Raw genomic sequence first — 12175 nt, 5'->3', positions numbered from 1 at the left:
CAGCCGATATGCCGGCTGCTTTTTTATGCATTGCATGATTCCTTACTTGATTTGAGTATCGATGCTTTCGGGATCTACAAAGGTGTAGCCTTTGCTTTCCAGCTTGGTAAGGAGCGTATCCAGCGCTTCGACGGTCCACGGAAGCTCATGCATTAAAATGTTGCTGCCGCTGTGCAACTGGTCCAGCACGTGTGAGATAACCTTGTCGGCATTGCCGCTGCTTTTGGAGCTCATCGTCCAATCGAGCGAACCGTTGGACCAGGTCATGTACAGGAGACCGTTCTCCTTGGCGATTTTCTTGCCGGTATCACCGCCAGCCCCATTGGGGGGACGGAAAAATACCGGCGCTTTGCCAACGGTTGCCTTGACGATCTGCTGCGTATCCTCGATTTGTCTGCGTACTTCCGCTTCAGGCTTATTTTTGAGGATGATATGGTCCCAGCTGTGGTTGCCGATGGTCTGCCCGCGGTCCGCTATTAATTTCAACAGCTCGGGATGCTGCTTGACGCGGTATCCATTGACAAAAAATATCGCCTTGGCGTGATGCTTGTCCAGCGTATCGATCAACCCGTTGATCATTTCGGCCTTTTTAGGGCCGTCGTCGAAGGTTAGCAGTACGACTTTTTTCGAAACCCCTTCAACACTCGGAACGATATCGTAAGCTTTATTCATGCGATACTGCACCTTTACCGCTTTTGTACCCGACTGCTGATCGTTGGAATCCGGCTTGGATGCGCTGCCTTGATTCGTTTGATCGTTATTCGTTTGATCGTTATTCGTTTGATCCTTATTCGTTTCCGGAGAACTTTCCGGTACCGATCCGCCGGGTTGAACGCCGGACGTCCCGTTTGTTGTGGTGCTGCCTGGATGGTTTGTATGTACTTCGTTTGTTTGAGCCGGAGGGACCGCCTTTTGGTCTTTTTGTCCCTCGTTTCCGCAGGCGCTAAGGATGAGCAGGGAGCATAGAGCCAGCGCCGCCGTGATTTTAACCATGATTTCATCTCGCTTTCCTGAATTTATGCCGCATGAGCAGGACCATATTCGCTCAAAATATATTCGACTTCATCCCATAAGGAGGTTGTACCTAAATGAACACTTCTGCTTTTATTGGCGGTATTTTGATTGGTGCTGCTGCAACGACGCTCTTGTCCAGAAACCGGGGACGCAGCATGATTACGTCTGTCATTGGCGGCAATGCCAAGGACAAAATGATGGATATGGCGAACATCGGCATGGGCTCGTCCCATCGTCACGACGCTCATGGTTCCCACAACGATTCGTATTCCAAGGGATCGAGCGTTACCCAGATTAAAGATTTTATCCGCACCAATCCGGATGTCAAGCGGGAAGTGGACATGATTCTGAAAGAGACAAATACGGTGATACCTGGATTGTAAACGCGTCAAACCCATTAGAATCATTTAAAGGGCGGTTATCCGCTCCAAATGATTCTTTTTTTGTCCATTTTACAGCGTGCATTTATGGTTATATAATGATAACATACTTACATAGAACTATTTTCAGCACATATTATGGGAGACATCATAATTTGTTATAACAATGCTTACAAGGAGGATCCTGTCATGAAAATAGAACGCTTAAGCTCAGATAAGATACGGATTTTCCTTACGTTTGACGACCTGAGTGAACGGGGCATCCAGAAGGAGGACATGTGGCAAGAAATCCCGAAGGTGCACGAGCTGTTTACCGAAATGATGGATCAGGCCTATAACGAACTGGGCTTTGATGCAACGGGACCGCTCGCCGTGGAAGTGTTTGCCCTTCCTGCTCAAGGAATGGTCGTCATCGTGACCCGGGGGAAATACGATCATCATCAGTACAGTCAACTGGGTGAAGATGAACTCCCTGAAGAAGTTTACGAAATGGAAGTCACGCTTGAACAAAGCGACTCCATCGTGTATGCTTTTAACGACTTCGAAGTGCTGATCGAAGCTGCACACGTACTTCAACGACATATCACCGAAGCCGGGCGGCTTTATCATTATAGAGATAAATGGGTACTGTACATGGACCCCGAAGAAATCGACGCTAATCAGCTTCCTTCGCTGATCGCGGTTCTTGCCGAGTTCGGAGAAGCTGCATCCTATACGGAAGCCGTACTTGAGGAATATGGCAAAGTCGTCATTGCCGAGAATGCGGTCGACGTCATTTGCACACATTTCAAGCGCCAGGATTAACACCGTTGTCCTGATTGAGACATCCCATGAGGATTCATCTTCATGGGATGAACTTTGCTTTGAAGCTGGAGTTACATTCGGCAGGGCCGCTTAAGGTCACTGCCAGGAAGTGGAGGGATTAAGAACGGTGCTTTTGTTTTCGGTTATTGCGTCGGCATTGGCGCCGGGTCTTGCCCTACTGACCTATTTTTATTTAAAGGACAGATACGATCAGGAACCGCTGCTTATGGTGATCAAGGTGTTTCTGCTTGGTTTTATGATCGTGGTTCCGGTCATGATCATCCAGCGGGGCCTTACAACGGGGCTCGGCGGCAATCCGTATCTGGATTCTTTTGTCATATCGGCGTTTGTTGAGGAATTTTTGAAATGGTTCGTGCTGTTTCACATGATATACAACCATACGGAGTTTGACGAGCCGTACGACGGAATCGTGTATGCCGTAGCGATTTCGCTTGGTTTCGCGACTGTGGAGAATGTGATGTATGCCTGGTACAGCCACGCATCCTTCGGGGCGATGTTCCTGCGGGCGCTGCTTCCGGTATCGGGGCATGCCATGTTCGGGGTGATGATGGGTTATTACCTCGGCAGAGCGAGGTTTTCGACCGGAGCCAAGGCCAAGCGTTTTCTGGTCTATTCGATGATCATCCCGTGGTTCTGGCACGGGGTCTACGACTTTATTTTAAGCACGATGACGCATTATTGGATCTGGTTTATCGTCCCGCTGATGGCTTTTTTATGGTACGGAGGCATGGGCAAGGTATACCGGGCCAACAACCGCTCCCCGTTCCGTTTCCTGAAGCGGGAGGAAGAGGTTAATACGTAATTAAATTGGGCACACTTTATCCTAAGAAGTTACAATCCGCATTCGGATACAATCTTTTTAGGATGGAGGTGTCCTTTTTTGCGTGTCAAAGTAAAAATCGTCTGCAGGCAGTGCGGGGAACGCTACGTGCTGCGCGGCAAAAAAGAACGCGGGAAGATCGAAACCGGCTTCAAGCAGTGCCTGTGCAACAACCAAAGCCAGTTCGATATCGAAGAAGACCCGTTTTGAACCGATACCTGGGAAACGATGCATAAGACTCCTTTCTTCTAGTCAAACTAACACCAGCTTTAAGTTGATGAAAGGAGACTTCACATGTACAAGCGATTAAGCGCTGTTTTATTTCCCATAGTCACCCTGTTTATGATCGGAGCGTTTGTGTGGGGGTACCAAGAGAACCAGGAGAAGAACGCCGTGCTGATCAAGGCGGAAAACCAGTATCAGCGGGCTTTTCATGACCTGTCCTATCATATGGACCGCCTGCACAGCGAGCTTGGCAATACGCTGGCCGTAAGCTCGGCTTCCAATGCGATGCACCGGAAAGGGCTGGTCAACGTGTGGCGGCTGACAAGCGAAGCGCAGAACGAAATCAACCAGCTGCCGCTCACCATGCTGCCGTTTAACAAAACCGAAGAGTTTCTGTCCAAAATATCGAAGTTTTCCTACCAGACCTCCATGCGGAATTTGGAGAAAGAGCCGCTGTCAAATGAGGAGATCAAAAACCTGAAGGCGCTCTACGCCAACTCCGGACAAATCACCAAGGATCTCCAGGACGTGCAGTCCAAGGTGATCAGCAACCGGCTGCGCTGGATGGACGTGGAAAGCGCGATGGCTACGGAAGACAAGAAGCTGGACAACACCATTATCGACGGCTTCAAAACGGTAGACAAAAGGGTCGGCGAGTACCCGGAATTGAACTGGGGTCCGTCGGTATCCAGCATCTATGACAAGCGATCGGTGAAAAAGCTGTCCGCACAGCCGGTATCTCCCGAGGATATCAAGCGGAAAGCAGCCGATTTTGCCGGCGCGGGAGGAGGCCAATCCAACGTTCAAGTTACCGAAAACGGTAAAGGAACCGAATGGGCATCCTACACCGCCACCGTCAGATCCAACAATAGGCCTGCTCCGCTGTCGCTGAACTTCACCCGTCAAGGCGGCCACTTGATTTCCTTTTCCGATAACCGGGAAGTCGGACCGAAGGCGGTTACGATGGAAGAAGCCCGTAAGAAGGCCGATCAGTTTCTGCAAAGTAAAGGCTATAAGGATATGACGGCCGTTACAGCAGACCAGTATGATAATATGGGCAACTTCACATATGTGCGCAAGCAGGACGGCGTACTGGTGTACCCGGAAAAAATGACGGTTCGGGTCGGACTCGATAACGGCGAGGTGACCGGGTTCCAGGCCAGCGATCTCGTTTACGAGCAATCCCAGGCGCGTAAAATTCCAAAACCGAAGCTGACCTTGAGCCAGGCGCGAAAGAAGCTGAATCCCGAGTTTAAGGAAAACTACAACCGGCTGGCGCTGATCAAGGACGATTCGGGCCAGGAAGCTCTCTGCTACGAATTCGGAGGCAACATTAACGGCTCCAGATACCGGATATACATGGATGCCAATGACGGCTCTGAACGGGTCGTAGAGGAGCTCAAGGATTCGGATAAAAAAGCGGTAAAATAGGCAAAAAGTTGCAAGGATCAAGTGATGAGCAAAGCCTCTCGGATCAGTCGAGGGGCTTTTTGTATTGCGCAAAAACACTGCTTACCTATGAACAAAGACATGGTATAATCAGGATAGAATGCTATTTTACAGGCTGGCGGTGAGTTTGTTGTTTCCTAAAATCAGCGATCAATTGTTTATCTCCGTGGATTCCGGAGACCAGAAAGAAGCGGGGATGGAGTACAAGTCCCGCATCACGGATGTGGAGGACGACTCCATTCTGATGGAGGTGCCCATCCAGGAAAAGACCGGGCAGCTGAAGCGGCTGCACATGGGTGACGAGCTTTCAGTGTATTTTTTGACCGACGGCGGCGTTAAAAATTTTTTCAATACTTACGTGCTCGGCTTCAAGGAAGACGTCGTCCGGATGGTGCGGATCCGCAGGCCTGAGCCCGAGTCGATCGGCAAAGTCCAGCGCCGAAGCTTTTTACGCGTCAATGCCGGATTGGAGGTGGCGGTCCAGACCGAACACAATATCCGCTTCGTCACGCGTACAGAAGATGTCGGCGGGGGCGGCATTTCCTTTTATAGTGACGCCGACATGGCGATCCGGGAAGGTGACATGCTGTCCTGCTGGGTGCTCGTACCGTATAAGAACGGAAACCTGGAGCACGTTCCGTTTAAAGGCAGCGTCGTCCGGATCCAGCAGCTCGACAACGGCCGGAAAATCATGATGCTGAAGTTTGAAGCGATTACGGATATGGAGCGGCAAAAGCTGATCCGGTACTGCTTCGAGCGCCAGTTTGATTTCCGGAACCGCTGAGAGATCGGGTGAGGGAATATTTTGCAATGCCAAGGATACACTAGTAGGAAAATTCAGGGAGTGTATCTGATGGATGAACAGGATCGCGTTCGGCAGTATCTCCGGCTGTTCGGGGAATGCTTTGACGTTTTGTCCAAATGGGTGAAAAGGGCTTTGATTGTGCTTGTCGTTATGCTGATCCTCATACAGGGGGCGCTTCATATCAAGCAGGTCAGACCATACTTGTCCCCGGTGTACAAGCTTGACGGCATCCCTGTCAAAGACCGGGATGTCAGGGATTGGAAAGAGTAAAATGGAGGGACGTTTTTGCATCGGAATAGGTTGTGTGGTATAATTTTCTCGACGCAGGCAATGCCTGCTTTTTTCTTGAGGCTTATGTTTGAGGAGGAATGCCCCTTTGGTTAGGCAGGGGACAGAGGATAACTTGAAAATCAACATTGCGATCGATGGACCTGCCGGGGCCGGCAAAAGCACGATTGCCCGCCTGGTGGCGAGAGCCCTCTCGTACATATACGTGGACACCGGAGCCATGTATCGGGCCGTAACGTGGTTTATGATGGAACAAGGAATTGGACCGGAATTTCCTGAAAAAGTGCTTCAACTCACCCAAAAGATGGTGATTGAATTAATACCCGGGGAAGACGGGCAGAAAGTTCTGGTCAACGGCGAAGATGTGACCCCTTACATCCGTTCTTTGCAGGTGAACGGGATGGTATCCCAATACTCGCAGATTGAAGGAGTAAGACGCCACCTCGTTGCGCTGCAGCAGCAGATGGCTCTGCACAAGGGCATAGTGATGGATGGACGAGATATCGGAACGACCGTGCTTCCCGATGCCGAAGTGAAGATTTTCATGACGGCAAGCGTCAAAGAGCGTGCTCTCCGCCGGTACAAGGAAATGAACGATGCGGAAGGATTGACACTTGAACAGCTTGAGAAGGATATCGAAAGACGTGACCGTCTGGATGCAGAGCGCGAAATTTCGCCGCTTCGCTGCGCCGATGACGCCATTGTCCTGGATACGACTCACATGGATATACCTCAGGTTGTCGACACCATCGTTGATTACTGCAAAACGTACAGGGGTGGGGAGAAGAATTGAAGATTTACGTTTTTTGCCGGGATATCCTTAGGGCCATATTCACCTTGTTGTACCGCTTTGAAGCGGTCGGCACGGAGAATATCCCCAAAGAAGGCGGGGTGCTGCTCTGCTCCAATCACAAAAGTCTGCTCGATCCGATATCCGTCGGGATCAAGGTGAAGCGGCAGGTCAAGTTCATGGCCAAGGAAGAATTGTTCAAAGTTCCTGTACTGGGATGGCTGATCACCCAGTTCGGAGCGTTTCCCGTCAAGCGGGGGGGAGTCAGCAAAGAGTCTTTCAAGACCTCCATCTCCATTTTGCGCGGCGGTGAAATCATGGGCATCTTTCCGGTAGGCACGCGCTTCTCCGATACTGGCGCCGCCAAGAAAGGGGCTGCCATGTTTGCGCTCCGCGGCAATGCCGCCGTCGTGCCGGCCGCGATTATCGGCGATTACAAGATTTTCAGAAAAATGAAAATCGTGTATGGACAACCTATCGTCCTGGATGACCTGAAAAGCGGCGAGGTGGATGGCGATCCGCTCGAGCTGGTGACAGAACGCATCATGGACCGGATCCATGAAATGGAGAAGACCGGAAGACCTTCGGGGAATTAGCCGGGCGTGCATGAACACAAGCACTTATTGGAAACATATGATTCGTACTGCTTTATGATGTTTTGAACTCTGCGTCAGCAGGTTTGAATAAATGGGTTTTTTTGAATTGAGGAGGGTATTGACATGTCGGAAGAAACGAAAAATCAAGAAACTGCAGAAGCGGTAAACCAAGAGGAATTGGATCAATTCGTATCCTTGAAAAAAGGGGACACCGTGAAAGGCACGATCGTCAAACTGGAGGACAACCAAGCTTATGTAAGCATTGGATATAAATATGACGGCGTCATTCCGGTCCGCGAACTGTCTTCCGTACACCTTGACAACGCATCCGAAGCGGTGCAGGTTGGTCAGGAAGTGGAATGCAAGGTTGTCAGCATCGACGACGAGAAGGAAAGACTTGTTCTTTCCAAGCGCGCGATCGACAGCGAGAATGCTTGGGATGAGCTCGAGAAGCATTTCGAAGCTCAGGACGCTTTCGAAGTTACCGTAGCTGACGTGGTAAAAGGCGGTCTCGTCGCAGACGTGGGCGCACGCGGATTTATCCCGGCTTCCATGGTTGAGCGTCATTTCGTTGAAGACTTCAGCGACTACAAAGGCCGCACGCTGCGCGTGAAGGTAAAAGAGCTTGACCGTGAGAACAACAAAGTGATCCTGTCGCAAAAAGACGTTCTCGAAGAAGAGTTCGAAGCCAACAAGCAAAAAGTGATGGGTGAACTTCAAGAAGGACAAGAAATCGAAGGTACGGTTCAACGTCTGACTCAATTCGGCGCCTTTGTTGATGTAGGCGGCGTTGACGGACTGGTTCACGTGTCCGAAATGGCTTGGCATCATGTGGACAAACCTTCCGATGTCGTGTCCGAAGGCGACCAAGTGAAGGTAAAAGTGCTCAAAGTTGATCCGGAAAAAGGCAAAATCAGCCTGAGCATCAAGGCTGCCCAGCCAGGACCATGGGAATCCGCAGCCGACAAGTTCCATACCGGCGATGTAGTAACAGGCGAAGTGAAGCGTCTTGTCACTTTCGGTGCTTTCGTTGAGCTGGCGCCAGGTGTCGAAGGACTTGTTCATATTTCGCAAATTTCCCATAAGCACATCGGTACACCGCATGAAGTGCTCAAAGAAGGCCAAGAAGTTCAAGTCAAAATTTTGGACATCAACACGGCTGAAAAGCGCGTAAGCCTGAGCATCAAGGAAACCGAGGAAGCTCCTGCGGCAGCTCCAAGACCGGAAAGAGCACCGAAGAGCAGCGCGCACAAGGATGATCTGAAAGACAACCCGAACGTATCGCTCAGCAACCAAGGCCTCAGCATTACACTCGGTGAACGTTTTGGAGACAAACTCAGCAAATTTAAATGATTTGGGCCTCCAAAATTGAAATCGGTGAACCCTTACACGGGTTTACCGATTTTTTTTTAGATTATCAAGTATGCTGACTCGGGCAAATTGGTTCGAGATGTTCGATCATGAAAGCCAAAGAATCGGCCATGCATGGTTCGGTGTATGCTTTGGAAAAATACAATTAACATTCGGCTATTCCTATGAAAGGTTAGCCAAAAGAAACGTTTTTTGCTATGATGATTATCGTAAGAATTGACAGGAGGAGTGACTATGGCAAGACCCGTAGTGGCAATCGTGGGCAGGCCTAACGTGGGGAAATCCACCATTTTTAACCGTTTGGTCGGGGACAGGCTGGCCATTGTAGAAGATAAGCCGGGCGTGACGCGTGACCGGATTTACAGCGTTGCCGAATGGAACGGCAAACCTTTCAGTGTCATTGACACGGGAGGTATTGAAATTGACGGTGACGATGAAATTTTGAAATCGATCCGTATGCAGGCTGAGCTTGCTATCGAAGAAGCCGACGTCATCGTCTTTATGTGCGATGCCAAGAGCGGCGTAACCCAATCTGACGAAGAAGTAGCCCAGATGCTTTTCCGTTCCGGAAAACCGATCGTGCTGGCCGTAAACAAAGTGGACAATTTGCAGCGCAATGACGACATTTACGAGTTTTACAGCCTCGGTTTTGGGGACCCGATCGCGATATCCGGCAGTCACGGAACCGGGATCGGCGATCTTCTGGACGCTATTGTAGATATTTTGCCAGACCTGACGGATGACGAGTACGATGAAGACGTGATTCGGGTTGCACTGATCGGACGCCCGAATGTCGGCAAATCGTCGCTCGTGAATGCGATTCTTGGCGAAGAACGCGTCATTGTCAGCGATATTGCGGGTACGACCCGGGATGCCATTGACACTCCGTTTGAGCGGGACGGGCAGCGTTACGTGCTGATCGATACCGCCGGTATGCGTAAACGCGGAAAAGTATACGAAACGACCGAGAAGTACAGCGTTATGCGGGCGATGCGCGCCATCGAAAGAGCGGACGTGGTGCTTGTCGTCATTAACGGTGAAGAAGGGATCATTGACCAGGATAAGCATATTGCTGGTTACGCTTACGAGGCCGGCAAAGCTTCTCTTTTTGTCGTCAATAAATGGGACGCCGTCGAGAAGGATGACAAGACGATGCACCAGTTTGAGAAAAAGATCCGCGATCACTTCCTGTTTATGACCTACGCGCCGATTCTGTTTCTGTCCGCCAAAACGAAGCAGCGGCTCCACAAGCTTCTGCCGGTCGTTCAGCACGTCGCCGAGCAGCATTCGCTGCGGGTGCAGACGCATCTCTTGAATGACGTCGTATCTGACGCCGTGGCGATTAATCCGCCTCCGACGGACAAGGGGCGCCGTCTGCGTATCAACTATGCGACGCAGGTTGCGGTCAAGCCGCCGACGATGGTCATTTTCGTGAACGATCCGGAACTGATGCACTTCTCTTACGAGCGTTATTTGGAGAACAAGATCCGGTCTGCTTTTGATTTTGAAGGAACGCCTATACGCATCTTTACTCGGCGCAAATCGGATGAAAGTTAGGGGAGAATAGCTTGGTTCTACAGATCATCGCCATTATACTGAGTTACTTGCTCGGTTCCATCAGCTTCAGCGTCGTCCTTGCCAAGCTGCTGAAAGGGATCGACATCCGTCAGCACGGCAGCGGTAATGCGGGAGCGACGAATACGCTGCGCATACTGGGAAAGGGACCGGCCGTTCTGGTTCTGGCGCTGGACGTCCTCAAAGGAATCGCGGCGGTGTGGATCGGCGTGTGGATGGGCGGAGGCGAGGCATGGGTTCCCGCATTATGCGGCATCGGTGCGATCGTCGGGCATAATTGGCCGGTGTATTTTCACTTCCGCGGGGGCAAAGGCATTGCGACGACCATTGGCGTCATGGCGACACTGAGCTTTCTGCCAGCACTGTATGCCGGCATTATCGCCATTCTGCTAATCGTGGTTACACGGTACGTGTCGCTGGGATCGCTGGTGTTCGTGGCGCTTACGCCTGTATTTTTGCTCATTTTGGGTTATGCCTGGCCGATTTTTTGGACCAGTCTCATTATTTGTTTATTTGCCTTCTGGAGACATCGGAGCAATATTGTGAAAATTCTTCAGGGTCGGGAAAACAAAATCGGATCCGGAGGGCCCAAAGGGGGTAAAGGGATTGTCAAATAAAGTGGCTGTATTGGTCGCGGGCAGCTGGGGAACGGCTTTGGCCAGCGTGCTGGCTGCAAACCATCCGGAGGTGGTGCTGTGGAGCCGAAATCCGGATCAGGTCAAGGAAATCAATGAGCAGCATACCAACAACCGCTATCTGCCGGACGCTCAGCTGCCAGTCAATCTGAAAGCGACAAGCGACATGGGTGAAGCGGTGTCGGGGGCGAAGGCCGTAGTGATCGTTGCCCCATCCAAAGCGATGCGGCAGGTGGCGCGGGATTTAAGCGCTCATTGGCAGAAGGATATGCTCGTGATCCACGCGACGAAAGGTTTTGAGACCGAAACGTTGAAGCGGATGTCTACGGTCATCGCTGAAGAGCTGGGCTGCGAAGAGGGAAGAATCGTAGTCATGTCCGGTCCAAGCCATGCGGAGGAGGTCGTCAAGCGGTGCCCGACCACCGTTGTGGTCGCATCACTGACCGAGAGCGAGGCGGTCGCCGCGCAGGACTTGTTTATGAATTCCGACTTCCGCGTATACACGAACCGGGATATGGTCGGGGTCGAGCTAGCGGGAGCGCTGAAGAACATCATTGCCCTCGGCGCGGGCATGTCGGATGGCCTTGGCTTCGGGGACAACGCAAAAGCGGCGCTGCTGACGCGAGGTTTGGCTGAAATCACCCGGATCGGCGTGGAGATGGGAGCGAACCCGCTCACGTTCTCCGGTCTTGCGGGCGTCGGGGACCTGGTGGCCACGGCAACGAGCAGGCACAGCCGGAACTGGCGGGCAGGCTCCATGCTCGGTCAAGGCAAAAACCTCGATGAGGTGCTGGATTCGATGGGCATGGTGGTGGAAGGTGTCCGGACGACCCAAGCGGCGCATGACATCTCGAAAAAATACGGCGTACAGATGCCGATAGCCGATCAGCTGTACCACGTGCTCTTTTTGAACCGGAATCCGCGCATTGCCGTCGAGGCGCTCATGGGCCGGGACCCGAAGACCGAAATGGAGACGATGAAGCTGGAAACGTGGGAGCAGTGGCACCGTTAATGCTTATTCACCTTTTTCCGCACCTCCTCATATATTAGGGTTGAGGAATGCCGGAGGAGGGGAGAAGACATTGAGCAAAAACATTTCTAGGGATGCGCTGAAGGCGATCAATAAGAAAACGGGCAAAAACATCTCTGAAAGTGCCGTCAAAAAACTGGCCAGCACGGTTAAGCCGTCGACCATGCAAAACGAGGCCCAGCTCCGTCAGCTGATTAAACAAGTATCCGCGATGGCCAACGTTCCCGTCAGCGAGGAAACCATCAAGGATATCATCAGCGCCGTGAAGAAAAGCGGGATGAATCCTGAAAACATGGAAGCGTTGATGAAAATGATGATGAAGAAATAATCATATAGGTCTGACGAAAAAAGAGCATGAAGTCTTTGGAGCCG

15 protein-coding genes are annotated in these 12175 nt (G+C 51.3%); 14 read left to right on the top strand and 1 reads right to left on the bottom strand.

All coding sequences use genetic code 11. The features are described from left to right. Positions 1 to 42 precede the first annotated feature (42 nt). The gene (locus MKY74_RS25890) at positions 43 to 993 is read right to left on the bottom strand and encodes a polysaccharide deacetylase family protein (RefSeq protein WP_076170072.1); all 951 of its coding nucleotides are present in this window, start codon (positions 991 to 993) and stop codon (positions 43 to 45) included. A 95-nt stretch (positions 994 to 1088) separates the two neighbouring features. On the opposite strand from MKY74_RS25890, the gene MKY74_RS25885 reads away from it, so the two are divergent. The 14 genes from MKY74_RS25885 (at position 1089) to MKY74_RS25820 (ending at position 12131) form a co-directional block, all read left to right on the top strand. Beyond that, positions 1089 to 1397 (top strand): hypothetical protein, encoded by a 309-nt coding sequence (locus tag MKY74_RS25885; RefSeq protein ID WP_076170073.1) that lies wholly within the window; start codon positions 1089 to 1091, stop codon positions 1395 to 1397. Positions 1398 to 1583: 186 nt separating this feature from the next. Then, complete coding sequence (locus MKY74_RS25880) at positions 1584 to 2198, top strand: genetic competence negative regulator (RefSeq protein ID WP_076170074.1); 615 nt, start codon at positions 1584 to 1586, stop codon at positions 2196 to 2198. A 127-nt stretch (positions 2199 to 2325) separates the two neighbouring features. Then, positions 2326 to 3021, top strand: a complete 696-nt coding sequence (gene prsW / locus MKY74_RS25875) for a glutamic-type intramembrane protease PrsW (protein ID WP_076170075.1) — start codon at positions 2326 to 2328, stop codon at positions 3019 to 3021. Between the two features lie 78 nt (positions 3022 to 3099). Continuing rightward, entirely contained in the window at positions 3100 to 3249 is a 150-nt protein-coding gene (locus MKY74_RS25870; RefSeq protein WP_163879344.1) for a hypothetical protein, read from the top strand. A gap of 84 nt (positions 3250 to 3333) precedes the next feature. Then, the gene (ypeB, locus tag MKY74_RS25865) at positions 3334 to 4695 is read left to right on the top strand and encodes a germination protein YpeB (RefSeq protein ID WP_076170076.1); all 1362 of its coding nucleotides are present in this window, start codon (positions 3334 to 3336) and stop codon (positions 4693 to 4695) included. 148 nt (positions 4696 to 4843) lie between these two features. Continuing rightward, positions 4844 to 5497 carry a flagellar brake protein gene (locus MKY74_RS25860; RefSeq protein ID WP_208629297.1) on the top strand — a complete coding sequence of 218 codons (654 nt, stop codon included), beginning with the start codon at positions 4844 to 4846 and terminating at the stop codon, positions 5495 to 5497. A gap of 69 nt (positions 5498 to 5566) precedes the next feature. Next, positions 5567 to 5788 (top strand): hypothetical protein, encoded by a 222-nt coding sequence (locus tag MKY74_RS25855; RefSeq protein ID WP_076170077.1) that lies wholly within the window; start codon positions 5567 to 5569, stop codon positions 5786 to 5788. Between the two features lie 106 nt (positions 5789 to 5894). After that, positions 5895 to 6599: a (d)CMP kinase gene (cmk, locus tag MKY74_RS25850; RefSeq protein ID WP_076170078.1), complete on the top strand. Its 705-nt coding sequence runs from the start codon at positions 5895 to 5897 to the stop codon at positions 6597 to 6599. Next, a complete protein-coding gene (locus tag MKY74_RS25845) occupies positions 6596 to 7192 on the top strand; it encodes a lysophospholipid acyltransferase family protein (protein WP_285855049.1) in 597 nt (198 codons plus the stop codon). The genes cmk and MKY74_RS25845 overlap by 4 nt, the downstream gene beginning before the upstream one ends. 123 nt (positions 7193 to 7315) lie before the next feature. Beyond that, positions 7316 to 8545, top strand: coding sequence for a 30S ribosomal protein S1 (gene rpsA / locus MKY74_RS25840; protein WP_076170079.1), 1230 nt, complete (start codon positions 7316 to 7318; stop codon positions 8543 to 8545). Between the two features lie 252 nt (positions 8546 to 8797). After that, complete coding sequence (der, locus tag MKY74_RS25835) at positions 8798 to 10120, top strand: ribosome biogenesis GTPase Der (protein ID WP_076170080.1); 1323 nt, start codon at positions 8798 to 8800, stop codon at positions 10118 to 10120. 11 nt (positions 10121 to 10131) lie between these two features. Next, positions 10132 to 10755 (top strand): glycerol-3-phosphate 1-O-acyltransferase PlsY, encoded by a 624-nt coding sequence (gene plsY, locus MKY74_RS25830; RefSeq protein ID WP_076170081.1) that lies wholly within the window; start codon positions 10132 to 10134, stop codon positions 10753 to 10755. Continuing rightward, positions 10745 to 11785, top strand: a complete 1041-nt coding sequence (locus MKY74_RS25825) for an NAD(P)H-dependent glycerol-3-phosphate dehydrogenase (RefSeq protein WP_076170082.1) — start codon at positions 10745 to 10747, stop codon at positions 11783 to 11785. Before plsY ends, MKY74_RS25825 begins: the two co-directional genes overlap by 11 nt. Before the next feature lie 70 nt (positions 11786 to 11855). Next, positions 11856 to 12131, top strand: coding sequence for a stage VI sporulation protein F (locus MKY74_RS25820; RefSeq protein WP_076170083.1), 276 nt, complete (start codon positions 11856 to 11858; stop codon positions 12129 to 12131). Positions 12132 to 12175: the final 44 nt, after the last annotated feature.

The sequence above is a fragment of the Paenibacillus sp. FSL R5-0378 genome, from assembly GCF_038009285.1.
Lineage (GTDB): Bacteria > Bacillota > Bacilli > Paenibacillales > Paenibacillaceae > Paenibacillus_AQ > Paenibacillus_AQ favisporus.
The sequence above is the reverse complement of the archived record's forward strand: the minus strand, read 5'-3'. Positions and strand labels throughout refer to the sequence as shown.

Excerpts from the sequence above, each read along its gene's own strand:
- MKY74_RS25890 (WP_076170072.1), bottom strand. The coding sequence starts at position 993 with ATGGTTAAAATCACGGCGGCGCTGGCTCTATGCTCCCTGCTCATCCTT.
- MKY74_RS25885 (WP_076170073.1), top strand. The coding sequence starts at position 1,089 with ATGAACACTTCTGCTTTTATTGGCGGTATTTTGATTGGTGCTGCTGCA.
- MKY74_RS25880 (WP_076170074.1), top strand. The coding sequence starts at position 1,584 with ATGAAAATAGAACGCTTAAGCTCAGATAAGATACGGATTTTCCTTACG.
- ypeB (WP_076170076.1), top strand. The coding sequence starts at position 3,334 with ATGTACAAGCGATTAAGCGCTGTTTTATTTCCCATAGTCACCCTGTTT.
- MKY74_RS25855 (WP_076170077.1), top strand. The coding sequence starts at position 5,567 with ATGGATGAACAGGATCGCGTTCGGCAGTATCTCCGGCTGTTCGGGGAA.
- rpsA (WP_076170079.1), top strand. The coding sequence starts at position 7,316 with ATGTCGGAAGAAACGAAAAATCAAGAAACTGCAGAAGCGGTAAACCAA.
- der (WP_076170080.1), top strand. The coding sequence starts at position 8,798 with ATGGCAAGACCCGTAGTGGCAATCGTGGGCAGGCCTAACGTGGGGAAA.